The following is an 18932-nucleotide window of genomic DNA, read 5'->3' on the forward strand; positions in this document are numbered from 1 at the left end:
CACTGGGCGGGAGGGGCGGCCCTGCCTGTTAGTGGCAGGCAGGGCCGCCCTGTGGTGCGTCACGGGGTGGGGGCGGCCTGCGCGGTGCAGTCGGTCCAGGCGACGACCGGCGGCAGGTCCGAGGTCTCCGGGTCCGGGGAGCAGCCGAGGCAGATCTCCATCTCCCGCATGTGGGAGCAGGTCGTCTTGCCGGGGAGCTCGGCGCCGTCGTCGTTGAAGAACTCCTCGCACTCGCGCTCGAGGCATTCAAGGCTGCCGACGTCGGCAATGCCGGGCTTGTGCGCGGTGGTGGCGGAGGCAGGGCGGGGACGGGCGTGGTCCCGGTCGCGGCAGGAGGCCCACGGGACCATCTCGCCGTCCTCGGACGAGCAGGCACCGCACGCCTCACCGGCGGGCGCGTCAAGGCAGATGTACACGTCCTGCGGGCTGCCCGTGTGGCGGTCGGCCCAGATGTCCCAGGCGTCGCTCTCCCGGTCGGGCTCGGCGCCGTGGGGGCAGTGGTCGCTTCCGACCTCGTGGAACCAGTTCTCGGGCTGGTGGTCAGTGGTCATGTCGCTCCTGGTGAGGTCGAGTTGTCCGGGGATGGGGTCGGGCGCCGGCTGGTCGAGGAGCGCCCGGGTGCGGTCGAGGGCGGTCGTCACGCGGCGGCTCCGGATCGGGTGACGGGAAAACGGCGAGGCCCTGTGTGGCCGCCTACGGGGTCAGGGCGGGGTTGGTGGCGCCCGGCCCCACCCGGAGGGGTGTTCGCCCCACACGCGGCCACAGGGAGGCGCAGGCGCGGATACCCGGCCAACCGGTCCCCCAAGGCGATTCCCGTTGCGCGCATCACGCCGCGTCCTCGCCGTCACCTACGGGCTTTGGTCCCTTGATCCGCCGGAACTCAAGCTCGGACGCGCCAGCCTGGTAACCCATGCAGCCGGCAAGAGGTCCGCGGCAGGCCCGGCATTGAGACGACTCGAACCAGGTGCCGCGGTCACAGTCAGCGCAGCGGGTGAGCCACAGAGCACGGTCTCGGGTAGACGACCAGTTCGGGTGACCACCGTGACGTTTGCTGGCCCTGGCCATTGCCCGGTAGTTGATGTTCTCGCTGTCGTTGAAGCGCGGGTCGGACCACGGGTCGTAGGGCCGGGGCGGGTGGCCGATGACGACGAGTTCACCACCGGGCCAGTCACAGGTGCAGGCGTAGGCATTGCAGTCGCAGGCCAGGATCTGCCCGAACTCGACAGCCTTCTCGATCCGCGGGACTCCAGTGCCCTTGACCTCAAGCCACGCCCCGATCTCGGGGAGCTTGAAGTCGGGGATGTACGTGACCCCGGACGGCAGAGTGATCGTCTCGGGCTCGTACTCCCAGACAATGTCCAGCGTGTCGAGGGTCGCCGCCCAGGACGCCTCGAGGGCGGACCGGAAGGTGGTGCCGCCGTACCAGGTGGGCAACGCCTCGATCGTCATGTCGCCGTCGAGGGCGCCGGGCTGGCCAGGGACGTGGTTGGCGCGTGCAACCTGCTGGTGCAGGGTTCGCTCGACCGCTTCGCCGGCGAGGGTCGTGTGCCAATCCTTTTGGATGCTCACCAGATCGCTCCTGTCGGGGAATAGCCGGTGTATTCGTCGGCGTCGATGGGCTTGTACGAGGTCCAGGGCCAGCGCTCGCCCTGCTTGATGAACTGGGGCCAGTCCCGCTCGTCGCGCATTCCGCGCCAGGGGACGACTCGCCGCCCGCGGGCGCCTTCGGTGTTCTGTGCGGACTTCTCGTCCTCGACGGGGCGAAGGCCGAATCCGAACTCGGGCCAGCGCATCCACAGCGAGGAGCCGAGGGGGCGCAGCGAGCGGGGGCCCATGTTGTTGCCGTGGGGGGCGTGGGCTTCCATGAGCACGGCGCAGCGTGCGGTGGACCGGGCTTCGTCGATGACGACGGACACCTTGCGGGCGAGCTCTTCGTCATTCGGGTTCCCGGCGTGGAGCCGGTAGACGGGGCCGATGATCAGGATGTCGGGGTCGAGCTTCTCGACGCGGCGCATCATCCAGGCCCGGTCTTGCGGGCGGGTCAGGTCGAGGCCTTCGGGCCGGCATTCGATGTGGAACTGGCCGCGGGCAACGTCCTGCTTGATGTGCGCGGCGGCCTCGAGCAGGGGCCGGAACTTGCGGCGGGAGGCGGCGGCCCCGTTCTCGCAGTCGAGGGTGAGGACCTTGACCGGGTCGATGGTGTCCCACGTCTTGAACGGGTGGACGCCGGCGGCCATGGCGACGGCCATCTGCCGGAGCAGGGTGGACTTACCACCGCCTTCGGACGCGGTGAGGATCAGCCGATCATGGCGCTCGAGGAGCCCGGGCACCAGCCAGTCGTAGGTGTCTTCGTGCTGGACGAAGTCGAGGATGTCCTCGGTGGGGAGGTCTTCGGCGGCCATGCCGCGGTCGCGGAGGTCGCGGGTGAGGGTGACGGCCCGTTCGACGAGGTCGGCGGTGGCGCTATCGGCGCTATACCCCATTTGTACGAGGGAGGTGCCGAGCTCGATGAGCGCCCGCCGCAGAGAGCGGTCCTGGACGATGTCGGCGTAGTAATCGGCGTTCGCCCAGGTGGGTACGGCGCTAACGAGTTCGGACAGGTACTGCCAGCCGCCGGTGCGGGTCGAGTCGCCGCGGTCCGCGAGGTACTTGCTGAGGGTGATCGGGTCGACGGGCTGTTGGGCCCCGTGCATCTCGCGGATCGCGCTGAAGATCGTGGCGTGGGCCGGCTTGTAGAACGCGGCCGTGTCCACGATCTCAAGGACAAGGGCGCGAGCTACCGGGGAGAGCATGCAGCTGCCGAGGACGGACATCTCGGCGGCGACATCGTGGGGTGGGGTGCGTTCGAAGACGGTGCCTTCGAGGGCGTCAAGGTCTTCGGGTGCGTACTGGTCGGTGGTCATTTAGAAAATGCCTCGCTCTTCGGGGCTTTGGCCCACGGCTCGAAGGTGGGGCCGCGGTGTGTGTACTGGGGTGCCGGCGGCGGGCTTGGGCGGGAGTTCGCTCCAGCCGCGCATGAAGTACTTCGCTGAGTCGATTGGTGCCGGCGAGCGGTCGACGGTGCGGCGGGCGTACTCGACGAGGGCCGGGGTGCCGCATTTGCTGATGAGCGCCAAGACCGGGAACCAGCCGTTGCCGACGAAGGGCCAGCGGACGATGACGCCGCTTGCGGTCATGCTGTCGACGAGGGGTCGGGCTGTGTCCGGGATGCCGTAGGAGGCGTCGGGTGCGGGCTCCTCCGGCCGTTCGGGTCGCGCCTCTTGCTTGCTGGGTGATGGGAATGGGGAGTGTGGGCCTGATTCCGGCCCACTAGAGGGCCTGATTCCGGCCCACTCTGGGCCTGATTCCGGCCCACTAGCGTGATCATGGTCGGGGCCTAGTGGGCCTGATTCCGCCCCACTAGGACGGGTGTCACGGGGGGCTAGTGGGCCTGATTCCGGCCCACTAGCGACGGAGGGGCGGATGAATCCGACCGCCTTCGGAAGGCAGTAGAGGGACGAGCGCGTCCCCTTCCCCTGCTCCACGATCTGAAGCTCACCGCTCTCCGCTGCCGCCTTCACAGCCGCCTTGACGACCGAGCGAGAGGCGTTCAGTGCCGGAGTGAAGTCCGCGTAGCTCAGCCGAACCTCACAGGCAGAGGTACGCACCTGGTCCGCCACGAAGAGCACAGCAAGCCGGGCGTTACCCCTCGTCTGAGAGTGGTTCCACACCCAGTGCATGGCGTCCAACGTCACGGCGGTCTTCTTTCGAGCGGGGTACGGATGGGTCTGCCGGTCGCAGCTCGTGGGCTGCGGTCAGGTCAGGTGGGGGCCGGTATCGGCCCGGGGCGGGTCACGCGGCGCTCGGCTGCGGGTACTCGCGGACGCGGAGTTCGACCGGCCAGTCGTCGGGCTTGCCGCCCTTGGTGTCGGACGCGTTGTTCTCGCGAGCCCACACGGAGCCGAGCTGCTTCACGAAGACGGCGGTGCCGGCGCCACCGGCGTCGCTAACGAGCTCGTTCACCCACGCCTCTTGCAGGGGGCGGGCGCCGGCGCCCGACTCCCCTCCCGCGATGACCCAGTCGATTCCGTGGAGGCGGTTGTCGCAGCAGCCGTTGGCGTGGACGAAGGAGGCAGTCAGTCCGTGCCCGTGCTCGCTGCCCATGGTCCGAACGGCTTGCTTCAGGCTGACGGGCCCGAGGAGCGGTTCACAGGAGAGGAATCGGACGGCGGCCGGGGTGTCGAGCAGGGCGGGGATGCGGAGGTCGGCGTACTTCTGGTTCTCGACGGAGACGCCGAGCCAGACGTTCGGGAGGGGCTTGGCGAAGTTGCTCCACCACTGGGTGGCGTACTGCTCGCGCTTGTAACGCGGCAGCCCGGGTGTGGTCGAGTCGCTTACGAGCTCGGCCTCGGCCTTCTCGCACGCGGTGCGGAAGTGAGCGCTGGAAAGCAGCGACCGCATCCGGGCGTGCCGCTTCGTGAGCAGCTGGTAGGTGTGCTGCGGGGTAAGCGACATGACTGCGAACACGCGGGCGATGAAGTCGTCGGTGACCTTTGCGTGGAACAGGTCGCTCATTGAGTTCACGAAGACCCGCCGCGGCTTGGACCAGCGCAGCGGGTCGGTGAGTGTGTCCTCGTGCATGGCGACGCCGAAGCCGGGGCCGGAGGTGCGGGGGTCGCCGTCGGTCTGGTACTTCGCCTGACCCATGCCCTTGAGTCGCTTGGCCATTGTGAGGGCGTAGCAGTTGTCGCACCCGGGGCTGACGCGGTCGCAACCGGTCGTCGGGTTCCAGGTCTGCTCGGTCCATTCGATGCTGCTCATGCAGATCCTCTTTGGGTCTGAGGCGTGTCGGGTGGCCGCCGAGTGGGCGCACGGAACCAGGCCCTTGTGGGCCGTTCGGTTCGAGCTGTGCACTCCTGCGACTTCATGTACATCATAGCGCTCAACGCGCTGATGTACATGAAGTCTGTGAGGTACAGTAGCGACATGACCGCGCCCAAGAAGGAGCACCAGGAGAAGATCGCCGACGTGCGCAACGCGCTCGCCGACGCCATCGAGAAGGCCCGCTACTACGACGAGACGACCGTGCTCACGTCCCGCGGGAAGCGCGTCGCCGTCCTGGTCGGCATGGACTTCTACGAGCGCGCCCTGGAAGCCCTCGGCGAAGAGCGAGAGCTGGTCGAGCCCGCACCGGAGAAGAAGCGCGTCGTGAAGGTCTCGAAGGCCACCGCTGACCGCATCCGCGGCAACGACTCGGACTGACGTCACGTCCCCTCCCTTCCTGCCCCGCGTCGCCGCGGGGCTTTGTCGTGCGTGCGTTCAGCTGGTCTTGGTGCCGGGCTTGTGCTGCTGGCAGAACCACCCGCCGGGGAAAAGCCGGGCTGGCTCTCCGCACGGTGTGACTCCGGCGTCGCAGACGAACGGGACGACGGGTCGCAGCTGCGGGGGTCGGAGCCGGCCGGTGTCCGGGTCGCGGTTCTCGAGGGCGCTCATGCGGCCACCGCCCGGGCGGCAGTCCTGTGTTCGGCTCGGGCTTGGAGGCAGGGCTGGCAGGTGGGAATGCCGAGCTGGTAGTGGGCGCGGAATCCTTGGGGGGTCCCGCATCGCCCGGTCCAGTCGGGGAAGGCCGCTGGGTCGTCGATCGTGTCGTCGTCCCATGCACCGACCGGCGCCCACCGCAGGTCGCGGGCTTGACGCCGGGTTCGCTCGTATACATGAGGGCGGACTCCGTGGTCCCGCGGGTCGGCCCGCCACAGCTCGTCGTACAAGGCGACAGCCGCGCGAGCGGTCGTGACCCGGACCGGCTGATCGCCGTGCATCGTTTTGGTGAAGTTGCTGATCCCGATCCGTGCAGCGATCCGGGTCTGCGGCCAGCCAGCAGCAACGAGGGCTTGGAGGCGACGGCGCGTGCCGGCGCCGTCGACGGCGGCCCTGTCCGCCAGGTTGTCGAGGGTGGGTTCGACGGCGAGGAGCGCGGCAGCGTTTTTAGGGAGGATCCGCTTCGACGGGCCCATGCCGCGGTTTGAGTCGCCGTACAGCAGCTTGGACACGGTGCCGCGTGGAACGTTCGCGATGCGGGCGAGGCGCATCCAGCCGATGCCGAACTCCGCGAGAGTGCGGACGTGCTCGCGGACGGGTTCGGCGTCGACGTAGGGCTGGCAGCGACAGCCGTCGAGCTTGTACTTGGCGTAGGTGCCATGTTCGCGCATGCTCATGCTGCTTGCTCCTGCCGGGCTCGGGCGAGCTGGCGGAGTTCTTTCTCGCTGGCCCCGCCCCAGATCCCGAAGCGCTGCCCGCTGCTGATCGCGTACTCGAGGCATTCAGCTCGCACCTCGCAGCTGCCGCAGATCTGCTTCGCGGGCCGGGACGTTCCGCCGGGCAGCGGGTGCCAGGCGTCCGGGTCGGTCTGGGCGCAGAGCGCACTTTCTTCCCAGGTGTTGCTCATGCGGCCACCTGCTCGGGTGCTTTCTCGGGGTGCCGGAGCAGTTCCTGCTGAAGGTGATTCCGGGTGACGCCGAGCCGCGCGGCTGCCGTCTCGTAGGTGTGGCCGAGGCGCATGAGCTCGCGCCCGTCTTCGGCGATGTCGCTGCCACGGCTGGACGCGGACGCCCGGGACTTCATGAGGGCGGCCTGGAACGCGGACCGCTCGAGGCCCCGGTGTTCGGCCTTCCACTGCTCATGGGCCACGTTGCAGCGCTCGCATCCCGGGATGTGCTGGAGCGAGTGCATCCACCAGCCGCGGTCCGTGCCGCAGCAGCCGGTCCATTCGGGTCCGGCCGCCGGGTCGTCGATGCTCCCGTCGTCCCAGGCGGCGGGAGGTCCCCAGCCTTCGCGTTCAGCGCGGCGAAGGCTACGGGCGAAGTTCGCAGGGGTGGTGGAGAGCGCCCGGTATGCCTTGTCGACGCGCTGATGGAGCTCGTAGTGAATGGTCTGGGGGTGGCCGTTCAAGAGGTAGCTGGCGCTGGAGTTTTCCATGCCAGCGGCCGTGGAGATGATGCGGAGCTGGTGACCGAGGGCAATGAGGGCGCGGATGCGGCGGGTTGCTCCGATGGCGGGCACGGAGCGGTTTCCGGCCGGCGCGTTACCGGGCTTGATCGCGAGGATCTGTTGGGCCAGGGCCCGACTGATCTTTTTGCGGGGACCGAAGGCGATGCTGGCGAGGGTGCCGTGGTTGATGTTGTGCTGGTCGGCGAGGACGGTTAGGGCGTCACCGCTGGCTTGAAGGGTGCGGAGGTGCTGGTGTGCGGGGGCGGCGTCGACGAGGAGGCTGCGCCCGGTGCGGTGGAGGTAGTTGCGGTGCTTGGTGTAGGAGTTTTCGGCTGCGCGGCAGGGAGGGCAGGGGCAGCGGGGTATGCCTGCGGCACGGCTTCCGCGCGCCCTGTTGATTGTTCCGTGGGGGGCCTGGGTCCGGGTGGCGGTGGTCATCGGCCTTCCTCCTGGGCGTGGTCGGTGTCAGCGGGCAGCTGTGCTTCGAGGCGGGCGTTGACGAGGTCGCGGGGCATGGCGAGGAGTGCGTCTGCCCGGCCGGCGACCTGGTGGAGGCGGGCGGCGAGGGCGGTGTAGTGCCGGCGGTCGGCCCTGTCGTCGTGCCGGTTGCGGGCCCACCGCGAGGTCCGCCGGGCGGTGCCGATCGCGGCGATGAGGAGGATCCCGGGCCCGTAGTAGAGGGCTGCGTTGATCAGCTGGTCGGCGAGAGGGGTCATGCCGCCCACCGCCTCGTGGGCACGCTGGCCTTGGCGAGTCGGCGCAGGCAGTCCGCGGTGCCGGTGGACTCCCCGACCTGAAAGGCGAGGGCGACCAGCGGCTTGCGGTCGACCATGTTTTGGTTGCGGCGGTGTCCGGCGAGGGGGCAGTACTCGGTGCCATTGCGGCGGGTTCGGCGTTGTCCGGGCGGGCAGTTGGCGGTGCAGGGGCCTTCCCAGTCGGCAGGGACGGGGAGGTGGCCGATGCCGTCGATGAGGCGGGCCTTGGCCCAGTCGCCGCACATGGTGTCGGCGCCGTCGGCGGTGCCTTCCATTACCTCGATGCCGCAGTAGCCGTCCTGGAGGGCGTCGTGCCATGTCTCGGTCAGCACGTGGTCGATGAGGTTGCGGTCGGTCCAGGCGCGGGAACCGAGACCGAGGATCAGGGCGAGGTAGGGGCCGTTCATGCCGCCCTCCCCTGTGCCCGTGCGGTGCGCTCGGCGGCGATGGCCCGGCCGCGGGCGGTCAGTCGCCACACTGCGATGCGGTGCGCGTGGGTGTTGGCCTGCGTGGACGGCACCATGCGGTCGGTGTGCTCGATGATTCCGCCGCGGTTCAGCGAGTTGATGACTATGCCGAGGAACCTCTGACCCAGCTCGGGCAGGACCGCCCTCAGGTCGTTGCAGGACCACTCGTCGTGGATCTGGCCGAAGTGGAAGACGGCCTGCTCGACAAGGAGGCGATCCCACGAGTCCTGGTTGGCGAAGTCCTCGAGGAGGATGTCCTTCTTGGCGGCGGCGAGACGCTCGGCGACGGACAGGCGACGGGTCATCGGGAGCCCCCGAACTGTCCACCGGCGCGAGCGCTGTCGATGACGGTCCAGGCGTTGAGGAGGGCGCGCTTACGGGCGTGCCCAAGCCACTTGGCGGCAGTGGAATGAGCGACGTCAAAGTGCGCTGCCACGGCGCGGGTGGGCGGTTCGCCCTTCTCCCTGGCGCCGCCGTATACCGCCACCACGTCGCGGAGATGCTCGTCGGTAATGCGGTAGCGCTTGCCGGCGGGGACCGTGCTTGTCTCGTCGTTGATCGAGCGGTCGTATTCGGCTGCTGCGACCAAGGCGCGGCCGACGTTGTTTGCTTCACTGGCGGTCATGCGCACTTGACCGAGCGGTGTGCTGACGTAGATGAAGGTGATGCTTGGTCCGTCTGCGCCTAGCTGTTCCCCGGCGCAGTAGACGCCAAAAGTCTCGGTTGCCGTCATGACGTGCTCCCTTCGGTGTGGTGTGCTGGGTTCCGGGGCCGACGCAGGTTCGGGCCGCGGCGGCCCCGAAGCGCGGGCTAGAAAGGGATTTCGTTGGTGGGCCCGCCAAGGGCCATCCGCTGCATGTGCTGGCCGATCTCGTCGATCAGGTCGATGCGTTCGCGCTTCAGCTCGTGGGCGAGGCCCCGGGCCCATGTGCGGACCTGTTCGGACTTGCCGTCGAGGAGCGCCTCGGCGAGGTGGAGGGTGACGACGTTGGCCATGGCCTGGTCTCGGGTGACGCCGGGCCCCCACGGTTCGCGGGCGGCGGCCTCCATCGCCTGCGCCCACGGGTCGTCGGCAGAGGTGGACGCCGGCTCGGCCTCCCCGTGCTTGTCGTACTCGTCCTCGTGGTTGCGTCCGCAGTCGCCGCGGCGCCGTTCCTCGTTGGTCATGAGGGAGCAGGGCATGCGGCCGGTGTCGATGAGGTGCTTGAGGTCGCGGATGTTCCGCAGGTAGATGTGCCGGTAGTCGGCGTAGGTCTGGGTGTGGGCGTCCCAGGGGGCGGGAACATCGCCGGGCTTGTACGCCTTGGCGACTTCCTCCCACCGCTCGAGGAGGGTGTCGAGGAGGTCCAGCGGGATGGTGGTCGTCTGTTCGGCGGTCATGTGTGGTTTCCTTCCGGTGGGACGCCCCCGCACTGCCCGCGGGGGCGTCCTGTGGTGTGCGGGCTAGTTGCCGGAGCCGGGCTTGGCGACGTTCTGACCAGCCCACGGGTCGTCGGGCGGCGGGGTGTTGCCGGACTTGGCCGGTGTCTTGCCCTTGATCTCCGCAGCGGTGACGCGGGCCTGGGGGAACTCGTCCTCGATGGCGATCTCGCGCCGCTGGATCGACTTGTGGGTGATCAGCAGCTGGGCGATGTCCGGGCCGGTCCACTGGTCGCGCTTCCGGCCGAGCTTCTGCTCCAGACGGTCCGCGGTGATGCCGAGACCGGCGAACACCTGGACCGCGCCTTCGATGCGCTCGGGGAGCGGCTTTCCGTCGCCCTTGTTCAGGGTCTGGCGGCAGAGGTCTTCGGCCTCCTCGATGAACCAGTCCGGGAGGGTCGCGAAGATCGCTTCACGGAGTCGCCTGGCACCGTTGTTGGCGTTGTTCTCGTAGATGTCCCGCAGGTCGATGAGGGCTTCGACCTTGCCTTTGGCGAACCGGGCGTGAGGGACGATGAAGGTGAGGACGTGCCGGGTGTTGTTCTCGACGTCCCACGCCCACGCCTGCATTTCGGACTGTCGGTAGTCGTCGTCGCGGCGGAGCTCGGTGACCCCGTACTGGAGGTTCCCGAAGGACTGGGCGAGGGCCTTGGCGAGGTGGATGGTCGAGCCTTCGACGGCTCCGCCGGCCCGCGGGAAGCGGTAGAACGCCTTCCCGGCCAGGGCCATGGACTGGCAGGCGGCCTGCATGGTGTTGCGGGCCCGGCCGATCTCGCGGGGGAACTGGCGGGCCACGTAGATCGCGGCCTGCACCTCGGCGACGGCGCGGCTCTGCTCGACGGCGGTGCCCTGGCCGATGCGGTCGGCACCGGGGGCGGCGGGCATCTGGGCGGGGAAGTTCACAGGTACATCTCCTTGTCGCGGTTCTCCGCGTATCCGGGGAGGGCGAGGTAGTTGGGTTCGTCGCCGTAGCCGGGCCAGTTGCCGGTGCTCATGCACTCGGCGAAGGTGTTGATTGCGGCCCGGTTCTTGGCGCCGCCGATGATGCGAGACCCGAACTCGATACCGATGACGTTGATCAGGTACGGGGGCTTCTTCTCCTGCACGATCAGCAGAAGTTCGGCGTCATCCCCACCGAGGCCGAGCGCGCGGGAGGCTTCCTCGTACCAGTCGGCCTGCATGTTGTAGCCGTACTTGGCGATGTCTTTCTGCATGGCGTCATCGCTGGCGTCGGCCGCCGTCTTGTAATCGGGGATGATCAGCCGGCCGGACTGGATGGAAGGCAGCCAGTCGAAGCGCACCCGGCGGCGGATGCCGGTCGGGCCGTCGATCCAGAACCCGGACTGCTCGGGCGCTCCGTAGGCGGGATCGAGCAGCGCCGCGGCCAGGGGGTGCTGGCGGATGGCGGCGGCCATGCCGGTGACCATGTCCATCTCGTGCTGCTTGAGCGGTATCGCGCCGCGCTCGCGGGCTTCCGCGACCTCGGCTTTGGCGGCCTTGGTGGTCCACGTGTCGTGCTTGATGACGACGAGGTCGGGGCCGTTGCCGAGGACCGTCTTGTGAGCGGCGTTGCCGTAGTCGAAGGTCTTCGTCGGGGTCGGCGGGTTGTCCTGCTCCCACCGGAAGTGGGCCGGGGTTGACGGGGGCAGGAGCTTGCGTGCACCGGATGAGGAGAGCGACGTCTTATCGGCGTGGTAGTCGGCGTTCGACAGGTCGGTGTGGATTCCGAGGGCGGGGGCTGTGGCGACCGGCGACTCGATGGTGGTGGTCATCGCTTGTCCTGGTCGGTGAGGCAGTCTTCGCAGACGGGCCCTTCGGGCTGGCGGGTGAACGGGCCGGCGGTGTCGTCGCAGCGGACGCAGGCGATCATGTGGTTCTCCGGTTCGGTGTGGGTGCCGCGGGCCGCCCTGGGGGTGGCGGCCCGCGGCGTGCGGCAGAGCTAAGAACTCCACGCCACGTCTGGGGTGGGCTCAGGCCGCGGCCTGCTCGGTGGCCCGCTTGGCGGCGAGTCGCTTGAGGTGGGCTTCGTAGTCGTCGGACCACGCCTGCGGGTCGTGGCCGGCCTTCGCGGCGATGTCCCATGCGTTCTCGCTGAAGTCGCCCGCTTCCAGTTCGTCGCCGAGCTCGGCGACCGTCTGGGCGGCGAGCCTCGGGTCGGCCTTGTGGAGGGCGTCGAGGAGCCGGTACGCGGTCCATGCGTTCACCCCGGCGAGGGCGTAGGAGGCTGTCGCGCCCGGGTCGTCGGTGGGGGCGCCGAGCAGGTCGCTGGTGGAGCGGAGGGTCTGCTGCAGAAGAGAGCTCACCATCTCGGGGATGGTGCCCATCTCGTCGTCCCCGGCCGGCATCTCGGCTGCCAGGTCGGCGAGCGCCTCATTGTTGTCGTCGAGGGTCGGCCACTGGGCCAGGGCTTCCTCGAACGTCGACTCGCCGGAAGGGCTGACGCCGTTGTACCGCTTCGGCATCTGCGCGCCGATGAAGTCCTCGCCGAACAGCAGCATGGCCGTCAGGTCGGTGGTGACGTGGACGCGAAGGGTGTCGCCGGTGTCGGCCCAGCGGGCGAGCATCCGGGAGTCGACGGCAGGGAACGCGAACTTGGTCGGGATGTTCGCGGTGATGCCCGTCAGCAGCGACCGCCAGTTCGGGAACTCCTGGTCGTCCGCGACGGGGATGCGGATGTCGGTGTGCTCCGTGCCGAAGATGACGCGGCCGGGGACGACGCTGATCGTGATGGTGTCGCCGCCGCCGTGGGCGCTGGTCCACTCGCGGAGGGGCTTCAGCCAGTCGGCGGGGATGGTACGGGCCCACGGCTCCTGCCCCTGCTGGTCGCCGTTGAGGCGGTAGCGGGCCGCGGCGACGGTGTACCGGTCGGAGGCGACGGCGTGCAGGTGGGTGGCGTCGACGTCGAGCCGGATGCCGTGCAGCACCTCGACGTACTCGCTGCCGATGTGGCCGCGGACCTTGTCGATGAGGCGGCCGAGCTGGTGGGCGTTGATGGTGACGGACATGCGTGTCTCCTGAGAGAGTTGTGGTGGACGCCCCGCCACTTCGATTGGCGGGGCTTCTGTGTTGGGCTGCCGGGCCGGGGATCCCGTGTCATTCGCCGGCCCGGCAGAGTCAGGCGGCGACGACGCGAAGCGTCTGCGTGGTCTCGCTGTCCGGGCTGGGAACCCAGGTCGGGGTGCGCGGGTCGTCTGCGCTGGGGGCGTCGGCGACGCGGATGACGGGGCTGATGCCGTGCGCCTCCCACAGGGGCTTCACGTCGATCGGGGCGGTCGCCTGGTCCTCGATGGCCGTCGTGTCGCGCTCCGCGCCGGGGACGGTGACCGCACCTGCGTTCGCCTCAGCCGCCAGGTACGGGGCGAGGAGGCCGTTGACCCGGGCCAGCTCCGCCTGCAGCGCGTTCGCACGGGCCCACGACCTGTCGCGCTGCACCGTCACCTTCATAGCCGTGGCTTCGAGGCACGCGTTGACGATCTCGAGCTGGCCGATGTACTCGATGGCCCCGCCGACCTGCCGGAGGAGCTGCTGGTTCTCCGTCTGCTCCTTGGCCCTCTTGCGGCCGGTGCCCCGGTGCTTCGGCTGGCGGGCCCGGGCGGATATGAGACTCACTGGTGCCTCCGGTTGATGTGGTCGCTGATGCGCTGCCCGAACAGGGCCAGGAAGAGGACCAGGGCAAGGAGACCGATGGCCATCCATGTCGGGGCGGCTAAGGCCACGTCAGACATGGACTCCCCCGGTCTGGTCGGTGCGGATGGCTGCGAGGAGGCGGGTGAAGCCGTCCATCGGGTTGGGTGCCAGCTCGGCCCAGATGCTGTTCAGCTCATCCGCGGTCGGGGTCGGGATCGGCTGCGGGGTCGGCTGCGGGATGGAGCAGCCGGCGGGGAGTGCCACGTAGCCGGCGTCGACACTGTCCGCGTAGTCCCGTTCGGCCTTGAGGTCCCTCGGCCGGTCGATGAGACCCAGCCCCCGGAGAAGTAGCGGTTCGGCGATCTCGCGAGCCTCGACCGGCGCTTCTGGCAGGACGTTGAGAAGTTCCGACGTCACCGTGACCTCGGGGCGCGTCATGCCGCCCGCCCCGTCCGCTGGTACGGGACGCCGATGAAACGGATCCCGTCCTCGGCGGCCACCTGGCTTGGTACCTCGGCGGCGGTCTCGCGGGCCTCGACGGCTTCGGTCAGACGGTCGATGATGGCCTGCATCGTGGCCGTCGGCGCCTGTTCCAGGAGCATCGTGAACTCCGACCCGAACTGCAGGGCCGGGTACGGGCCGTTGGCGTCATGCAGAACAACCTTGTCTGCCCGCATATCCAGGTGCATCACGACGTTCGTGAGGCTCATGACGCCCTCCGGCGGGTAATCGCGTTCAGGTCTTCCTGCTGGGCGACCCAGTCGGCGAAACCGGGGTAGTCCCCATCCGTGGCGAGCGGGGTCTTGCAGGTGCAGGAGAGGAGAGCGAACGCGGTGTCCTGCGGGTCGCACAGGTGGCGGTCCTCGACGAGCAGGGCGGCAACCGTCCGCGCCTGCTTTAGGGCGGTCATCTCCTTCACCTGGCACAACAGCTCGGGGAGCGGCACGTCCACGCGTTCCAGGTCGGCGGCGGTCATGAGGTGCTCCCCTGCGGCTGGAAGACCGGCCGGTTCTCGGTGCCGGTGGGTACGGTGGGCGTCTGGGCGAAGTGCTGGGCGACCTGCAGCGCGATTCCGGCGCCGTCGCGTGCATCGCCGGTGAGGTGGTCCGTGGCCGTCTCCAGGTCCCGGGCGAACTCGGCGAAGATCTCGCTACGGGACGGGCGGTTGTGCAGCTCGCCCCGCAGGAATGCGGCCCGGCCGGCGAAGTGCCGCGACGCCTTCTCCTGCTCGGCCAGCTCGGCGCGCAGCCGGTCCACCTCGGCCAGCAGGTCAGTCACGTGCTGTGCCGACGCCTCGATCCAGCGGGCGACGGGGTTGGCGACGCCGACGATGGCGTCCGGGTCGTACTCGGTGCGGCCGACAGCCAGGCTGTTCCCCGACCGCATCGTCGAGTACGTTTCGCCCTCACGCTGGTCACGGAACTCAAGGTCGCCGTAGACCACGGAGTACGTCTCGGGGTCGAGGAGTTCGTCGCCTCGGTGGTCGGTCGGCTTGGTGGCGCGCAGCAGGTACTGGCGGCCGGAGTGGTCGGTGACCAACTGCGGGCCACCGGCGCCACGGGAGCCGATCCACCGCCACGGAGGTGCAGGAACAGCAGCCAGATCCGCACGGATCTCGGACTCGCGCGCCGGTGCCATCGAGTCGTTCATGACGCGCCGCCCATGTCGCAGGGCTTGATGCCGCCGCTGCAACCGCACAAGCCGTTGAGGGCGATCTCGTGGGCCGTGCCCCAGGTGAGCGAGTTCGAAGCCTTGCCCTGCCGGACGAAGTCCTCGGCGATCTCGTTGCGGACCTGCTGCTCGATCTCGGAACGCTCGGTCTTCAACTGCTCGACCCCAGCGACCAGGAGCAGCATCGACTCCTTGGCGCGGTGGCTGTAGAAGGCGATCGACGACTCGTAGCGGAGGAGATCCTTGATCTCGGCGATCCGTTCCGGCGTCAGTTCAGTGAGGGCGTTCGTGGCTGCGGATGATTTGATGGACATGGGTCCACCTCTCTGTTCACGCGGATGGTGGTGGTGGATCTGGAGGTCGTCCCGGGCTTGGCAGTACGGGGCGGCCTCTTTTGCTGCGCTCAGGCAGCTGCGGCGTGCTGGCGGGGCTGGCTGGCTCGCAGCCTGCGAGGCTCCGGGGGGCGGCTGCTGTGCGCCTTGTCGGCGTCCGGAGCGGGGTGTCGCTGCTCCTTGAGCCAGGCGTTGATGCCGTCGGGACCCTCAAGGGGGAAAGCGAGCTTCCGGCCGATCAAGAAGCTGGCCGGTCCCTTGTCGAGGTGCCGGTAGTTCCACAGCGTCTTCACGCTGAGTCCGGTGAGGCGGGACGCCTCCTGGCTCCAGACGTGTCCGGGCGGGGCAGGTGTGGGGTTCTGGCTGAGCCTGGGCACTCGACACTCCTTTCTACTTAGCTCGTTCGGATGACGAGTCGTCCCTATGTTGGGGACGCTGGGGGCATGAAGAGGACCAGTACGGCAACCCCGAGGGCCTCCGCTATTTGGTGCGCTTCATGGACGGGCAGGTCAGGCAGTTCGCCGCTCACGAGGCGCCCCACCTGAGATCGTGAGATTCCGCTGACTTCAGCGAGGCTTCGCACGGAGTACGGAGCTCCGCGACCTGGGTGTTCCATGACCCATTTGAGGACTGCAAGGTCTCTGAGTTCATAGCGCACGCTCAATGGGTCTCCAGTGGTGCGGTGCGGTGATGCCTTTCACTGCCCTTGAGTTAACCGCTTGCGGGACGATTCGTCAACACTTCAGGGACGATCAGATCCCGACTGTCGGTCGACTCTTTGGCTGGATAGCATTGATCTATAGACGATCCGTCCCAAGTCCAGGAAGGTTGTACGGATTGACCAGCAATCTTTCCAGGACCATCCGGCATCTAGAGAGACAGTCGGTACTGATGTGACACGAAAGGAAGAGGACATGACGGCCGCAGCGACCGCCGAGGACCACCGCCCCACCGGACCCTCCACCATGGGTGCGCTGTCGCGACTCATCCAGGAGGTGCAAGAGAGCGGCCTCTCCTACCAGGAGATGGCGAACCGTGCCGTAGACCCCGAGACCGGCACCCGGCTCGTCAAGCAAGCCCTGCAGAAGCTCGTCAAGACACCACCCGTGAACCCGCCCCTGCTCCCCCAGCTGAAGGCCATCGCCAACGGCACAGGCCTGCCACTGAGGCGAGTGAAGGAAGCAGCCGCCGACCAATGGCTTGAGTACGAGGCAACCGAACTCGCCGGCTACGGCGACGAGGTGCGCATCATCCTGGGCCACCTGGGCGGCATGTCCCCCCAGGAGCAGCGCCGTTGGCGCGCGATGATCGAAGCCGACGAGCGGGCAAAGCGCGAGAGCGAGTAGCTCGACCGACAAGTAAGTGTTACCTGACCGAAAATGTTGCAAGTGGACAATTCCTGAACTGATTGTCGATCACCCGTAACTAGTCGTACCCTTCCACAACGTGCACATATGGCCTACCCGTCACATGTGCACCCATCAACGGGAGGGCGCCTCATGCTGCACGTTGTATACACAGTCGCCGACCTCGACGCAGGGATCATCTCCGACTGGCACGAAGCCCGCGGTCTCCTGGAAATCAGGGTGGCCAGGTCCGCGACGCCCCGCCAGTTCACACAGTCCCTCAACCGAACCCTCGATGCTGTCCTCGCCAGCGCCCACTGGTATCAGATGTGGAGGGGCGAGGTCGTCTCGATCGCCTCCCCCGCCAGCCCGCTGCGCGTGCGCTTCCAGCTGTCCGACTTCACCCCCGCGCCCCTCGTGGAGATACGCGAACGCAAGGGCCTGGTCGCCGTCCACGTGTCCCCCGTCGCTACCGCCGACGAGTTCGTTCACGCCATCAACCCCGCCCTGGAGGAACTCCTCGCCGGCGGACAGTGGTTCCAGCACTGGGAAGGGGAGATCGTCACCATGGACTCCCCCGATGCGGCGCTCGTATAGGCGCCCACAGGAGGCCATGGCATGCCGGGATACATCGAGGACCGCTGGTACACCAAGCGGCCCGACCCCGCGACAGGCAAACGGCGCCCGACAGCCCGGCACGGGCAGGGCAAGCGGTGGCGTGTCGCGGGGATCCCCGGTGTACGAGACCGGTCCTTCAAAAGCCTGGAGGGCGAGGGCGGCGCCAAGGCCTGGCTGAAGGAAGCGGCCACGGACACCACCCGCGGATCCTTCTACGACCCGCGCGACGGCAGCATGAGCCTCGACGAGTACGTGCGAGAACACTGGTGGCCGACTCTGCGTAAGGCGCCCACCACCAAAGAGGTCATGAAGCGCCGGGTTTTCAACCACATCCTCCCGCATGTGGGCACCCTGCCTCTCAACCGGATCGGCCACGACGAGGTGAAGGCCTGGCTCACCCGTGTCGAGCAGGACATCGACATCTCCACTGTCCGGGCGACCTGGGCTCACTTCTCCTCGATCCTGCAGGCGGCGCACAAGGCCAAACGGATCCCGTTGAACCCGTTCCGCGACCCCGACCTGAAATGCCCGACGGCGCCGAAGTCCAAGGCGAAGGCATGGACGGAGGACGCGGTGGCGGCCGTCCGTAGGGAACTCGACGACCGCTACCGGATCCTGATGGATGTGTCCCTGATTGCCGGTCTGCGGCAGGGTGAGGCCTTCGGCCTTTCGCCGGATGACATCGACGGCGAAGTCATCAATGTGGTGCGGCAGGTTGTGCGGGTCGGTACAGATCTCGCGTTCGCGCCACCGAAGGGCAACAAAACCCGCGAAGCGCCGTGTCCCCCAGAGCTGGCCGCCGCCGTCAAGGAGTACGCGAACGTCTTCCCGACGCTCGAGGTTACCTTGCCGTGGCTGGACCCGGACCGGCCCAGCGTGCCGTGGGAGGACCGCCCGAAGAAGACGGTCCGCCTCCTGGTCACCTCGCCCGAGTCCAAGACCGCAATGGGGCGCGACGCCTTCAACAACGGCCAGTGGAAGCCCGCTCTGGTTGCAGCAGGGGTGATCCCCGCTCCGGTCGTCGAGTACGTGGAGGGCAAAGGGAAGCGCCCGTGGCGGCGCACAACCTGGGCGATGCCCCGTGAAGACGGCTTCCACGTGCTGCGGCACACGTTTGCCAGCGTGGTCCTGCACGAAGGGGAGACGATCGGGAAGCTGGCCGAGTGGCTCGGTCATTCCGATCCGGCGTTCACGCTCCGGACGTATGTGCACTTCATGCCCAGGTCTGGACGGCGGGGCATGGTTGCGCTGGGTGCGATGCTGCATACTGCTATGGGCAGGACGGAAGTCGAGAGTGGCGGGGCCGCCGAGGCGGCTGGCGCCTAGCTCCTACGGTTCTCCCCAGATTCTCCCCAGCAGGTGTTTCGATCAAGTATCGAGTCGTGATTCAGCAGGTGGGGAGCCTGCCTAATCCCCAGTTTCGGCGGAAGTCGGAGTTCTGCATGACACCGCGTACGGCGCGCGGGTGCAGCGCCTGGAGGTAGAGGGCGCGTACACCGGCGACCCACATCATGGGGTCCGCGTGCATCTGCCAGGTGACGGAACCGGGGCCGAACAGCCCCGGGTCTGGTTCGCTCATCGGCTCTTACCTTCCGCTCGGCGGTGGAACCGTGCCCGGTGGAGCGCGCGGGTGGGCAGACGGGGTGGCACCGGTTACATGCGTACCGCAACTGCTCGCGTACGTCACGGGGGCGGGCGGGAGGCCACGACGCGGGCCGCGCTGCCTCCCGG

At 68.3% G+C, this 18932-nt stretch carries 29 protein-coding genes and 1 pseudogene; 4 read left to right on the forward strand and 26 right to left on the reverse strand.

Translation table 11 applies throughout. The features are described 5' to 3' along the window. Nucleotides 1-59: 59 nt before the first annotated feature. From QFZ58_RS02560 to QFZ58_RS02580, 5 genes are all read right to left on the reverse strand, one after another. A complete protein-coding gene (locus QFZ58_RS02560) occupies nt 60-641 on the reverse strand; it encodes a hypothetical protein (protein ID WP_307123241.1) in 582 nt (193 codons plus the stop codon). A gap of 184 nt (nt 642-825) precedes the next feature. Further along, complete coding sequence (locus tag QFZ58_RS02565) at nt 826-1569, reverse strand: hypothetical protein (RefSeq protein ID WP_307123242.1); 744 nt, start codon at nt 1567-1569, stop codon at nt 826-828. Beyond that, complete coding sequence (locus QFZ58_RS02570) at nt 1566-2903, reverse strand: DnaB-like helicase N-terminal domain-containing protein (RefSeq protein ID WP_307123243.1); 1338 nt, start codon at nt 2901-2903, stop codon at nt 1566-1568. Before QFZ58_RS02570 ends, QFZ58_RS02565 begins: the two co-directional genes overlap by 4 nt. Next, the gene (locus tag QFZ58_RS02575; RefSeq protein ID WP_307123244.1) at nt 2904-3176 is read right to left on the reverse strand and encodes a hypothetical protein; all 273 of its coding nucleotides are present in this window, start codon (nt 3174-3176) and stop codon (nt 2904-2906) included. It lies immediately after the preceding gene. A 655-nt stretch (nt 3177-3831) separates the two neighbouring features. After that, nucleotides 3832-4800 (reverse strand): DUF5131 family protein, encoded by a 969-nt coding sequence (locus QFZ58_RS02580; RefSeq protein WP_307123245.1) that lies wholly within the window; start codon nt 4798-4800, stop codon nt 3832-3834. A 165-nt stretch (nt 4801-4965) separates the two neighbouring features. Here QFZ58_RS02580 and QFZ58_RS02585 point away from each other — a divergent pair, with 165 nt between their 5' ends. Next, complete coding sequence (locus tag QFZ58_RS02585; protein ID WP_307123246.1) at nt 4966-5241, forward strand: type II toxin-antitoxin system prevent-host-death family antitoxin; 276 nt, start codon at nt 4966-4968, stop codon at nt 5239-5241. Nucleotides 5242-5298: 57 nt separating this feature from the next. On the opposite strand, the gene QFZ58_RS02590 is transcribed toward QFZ58_RS02585, so the two are convergent. The 20 genes from QFZ58_RS02590 to QFZ58_RS34390 form a co-directional block, all read right to left on the reverse strand. Next, the gene (locus QFZ58_RS02590) at nt 5299-5472 is read right to left on the reverse strand and encodes a hypothetical protein (RefSeq protein WP_307123247.1); all 174 of its coding nucleotides are present in this window, start codon (nt 5470-5472) and stop codon (nt 5299-5301) included. Further along, nucleotides 5469-6194 carry a hypothetical protein gene (locus tag QFZ58_RS02595; RefSeq protein ID WP_307123248.1) on the reverse strand — a complete coding sequence of 242 codons (726 nt, stop codon included), beginning with the start codon at nt 6192-6194 and terminating at the stop codon, nt 5469-5471. Before QFZ58_RS02595 ends, QFZ58_RS02590 begins: the two co-directional genes overlap by 4 nt. Next, entirely contained in the window at nt 6191-6424 is a 234-nt protein-coding gene (locus QFZ58_RS02600) for a WhiB family transcriptional regulator (RefSeq protein ID WP_307123249.1), read from the reverse strand. Before QFZ58_RS02600 ends, QFZ58_RS02595 begins: the two co-directional genes overlap by 4 nt. Next, nucleotides 6421-7404 (reverse strand): hypothetical protein, encoded by a 984-nt coding sequence (locus QFZ58_RS02605; RefSeq protein WP_307123250.1) that lies wholly within the window; start codon nt 7402-7404, stop codon nt 6421-6423. The genes QFZ58_RS02600 and QFZ58_RS02605 overlap by 4 nt, the downstream gene beginning before the upstream one ends. Then, nucleotides 7401-7682, reverse strand: coding sequence for a hypothetical protein (locus tag QFZ58_RS02610; RefSeq protein ID WP_307123251.1), 282 nt, complete (start codon nt 7680-7682; stop codon nt 7401-7403). Before QFZ58_RS02610 ends, QFZ58_RS02605 begins: the two co-directional genes overlap by 4 nt. Next, complete coding sequence (locus QFZ58_RS02615; protein ID WP_307123252.1) at nt 7679-8128, reverse strand: SLOG family protein; 450 nt, start codon at nt 8126-8128, stop codon at nt 7679-7681. Before QFZ58_RS02615 ends, QFZ58_RS02610 begins: the two co-directional genes overlap by 4 nt. Beyond that, on the reverse strand, nt 8125-8493 hold the full coding sequence (locus QFZ58_RS02620) for a hypothetical protein (protein ID WP_307123253.1): 369 nt from the start codon (nt 8491-8493) through the stop codon (nt 8125-8127). Before QFZ58_RS02620 ends, QFZ58_RS02615 begins: the two co-directional genes overlap by 4 nt. Then, complete coding sequence (locus tag QFZ58_RS02625) at nt 8490-8921, reverse strand: hypothetical protein (protein WP_307123254.1); 432 nt, start codon at nt 8919-8921, stop codon at nt 8490-8492. Before QFZ58_RS02625 ends, QFZ58_RS02620 begins: the two co-directional genes overlap by 4 nt. Nucleotides 8922-8998: 77 nt before the next feature. Continuing rightward, nucleotides 8999-9568 carry a hypothetical protein gene (locus tag QFZ58_RS02630; protein ID WP_307123255.1) on the reverse strand — a complete coding sequence of 190 codons (570 nt, stop codon included), beginning with the start codon at nt 9566-9568 and terminating at the stop codon, nt 8999-9001. A 63-nt stretch (nt 9569-9631) separates the two neighbouring features. After that, nucleotides 9632-10510, reverse strand: a complete 879-nt coding sequence (locus QFZ58_RS02635; protein WP_307123256.1) for a hypothetical protein — start codon at nt 10508-10510, stop codon at nt 9632-9634. Further along, entirely contained in the window at nt 10507-11379 is an 873-nt protein-coding gene (locus tag QFZ58_RS02640; RefSeq protein WP_307123257.1) for a PD-(D/E)XK nuclease-like domain-containing protein, read from the reverse strand. Before QFZ58_RS02640 ends, QFZ58_RS02635 begins: the two co-directional genes overlap by 4 nt. A gap of 198 nt (nt 11380-11577) precedes the next feature. Beyond that, entirely contained in the window at nt 11578-12612 is a 1035-nt protein-coding gene (locus QFZ58_RS02645) for a hypothetical protein (RefSeq protein ID WP_307123258.1), read from the reverse strand. Nucleotides 12613-12721: 109 nt separating this feature from the next. After that, nucleotides 12722-13216, reverse strand: a complete 495-nt coding sequence (locus QFZ58_RS02650) for a hypothetical protein (RefSeq protein WP_307123259.1) — start codon at nt 13214-13216, stop codon at nt 12722-12724. A gap of 108 nt (nt 13217-13324) precedes the next feature. Continuing rightward, nucleotides 13325-13672, reverse strand: a complete 348-nt coding sequence (locus tag QFZ58_RS02655) for a hypothetical protein (RefSeq protein WP_307123260.1) — start codon at nt 13670-13672, stop codon at nt 13325-13327. Continuing rightward, nucleotides 13669-13944: a hypothetical protein gene (locus QFZ58_RS02660; protein WP_307123261.1), complete on the reverse strand. Its 276-nt coding sequence runs from the start codon at nt 13942-13944 to the stop codon at nt 13669-13671. The genes QFZ58_RS02655 and QFZ58_RS02660 overlap by 4 nt, the downstream gene beginning before the upstream one ends. Then, complete coding sequence (locus tag QFZ58_RS02665; protein WP_307123262.1) at nt 13941-14210, reverse strand: hypothetical protein; 270 nt, start codon at nt 14208-14210, stop codon at nt 13941-13943. The genes QFZ58_RS02660 and QFZ58_RS02665 overlap by 4 nt, the downstream gene beginning before the upstream one ends. Continuing rightward, nucleotides 14207-14884 (reverse strand): hypothetical protein, encoded by a 678-nt coding sequence (locus tag QFZ58_RS02670; protein WP_307123263.1) that lies wholly within the window; start codon nt 14882-14884, stop codon nt 14207-14209. Before QFZ58_RS02670 ends, QFZ58_RS02665 begins: the two co-directional genes overlap by 4 nt. After that, entirely contained in the window at nt 14881-15219 is a 339-nt protein-coding gene (locus QFZ58_RS02675; RefSeq protein WP_307123264.1) for a hypothetical protein, read from the reverse strand. The genes QFZ58_RS02670 and QFZ58_RS02675 overlap by 4 nt, the downstream gene beginning before the upstream one ends. Nucleotides 15220-15308: 89 nt before the next feature. Continuing rightward, nucleotides 15309-15614, reverse strand: coding sequence for an AlpA family transcriptional regulator (locus QFZ58_RS02680; protein WP_307123265.1), 306 nt, complete (start codon nt 15612-15614; stop codon nt 15309-15311). A gap of 44 nt (nt 15615-15658) precedes the next feature. Next, nucleotides 15659-15853 (reverse strand): helix-turn-helix domain-containing protein, encoded by a 195-nt coding sequence (locus QFZ58_RS34390; protein ID WP_373428647.1) that lies wholly within the window; start codon nt 15851-15853, stop codon nt 15659-15661. A 298-nt stretch (nt 15854-16151) separates the two neighbouring features. Between QFZ58_RS34390 and QFZ58_RS02685 the strand changes: the two genes are divergently transcribed. The 3 genes from QFZ58_RS02685 to QFZ58_RS02695 all read left to right on the forward strand — a co-directional run bounded on the left by QFZ58_RS02685 (nt 16152) and on the right by QFZ58_RS02695 (nt 18527). Further along, nucleotides 16152-16583, forward strand: a complete 432-nt coding sequence (locus QFZ58_RS02685; RefSeq protein ID WP_307123266.1) for a hypothetical protein — start codon at nt 16152-16154, stop codon at nt 16581-16583. Between the two features lie 153 nt (nt 16584-16736). Then, entirely contained in the window at nt 16737-17180 is a 444-nt protein-coding gene (locus QFZ58_RS02690; protein ID WP_307123267.1) for a hypothetical protein, read from the forward strand. A gap of 21 nt (nt 17181-17201) precedes the next feature. Then, nucleotides 17202-18527: a site-specific integrase gene (locus QFZ58_RS02695; RefSeq protein ID WP_307123268.1), complete on the forward strand. Its 1326-nt coding sequence runs from the start codon at nt 17202-17204 to the stop codon at nt 18525-18527. Nucleotides 18528-18612: 85 nt separating this feature from the next. Here QFZ58_RS02695 and QFZ58_RS02700 read toward each other — a convergent pair. Further along, nucleotides 18613-18780 (reverse strand): annotated as a pseudogene (locus QFZ58_RS02700) (oxygenase MpaB family protein); the annotation flags it as partial. Nucleotides 18781-18932 lie beyond the last annotated feature (152 nt).

The organism is Streptomyces sp. B1I3 (genome assembly GCF_030816615.1).
In the GTDB taxonomy this organism is placed as follows: domain Bacteria; phylum Actinomycetota; class Actinomycetes; order Streptomycetales; family Streptomycetaceae; genus Streptomyces.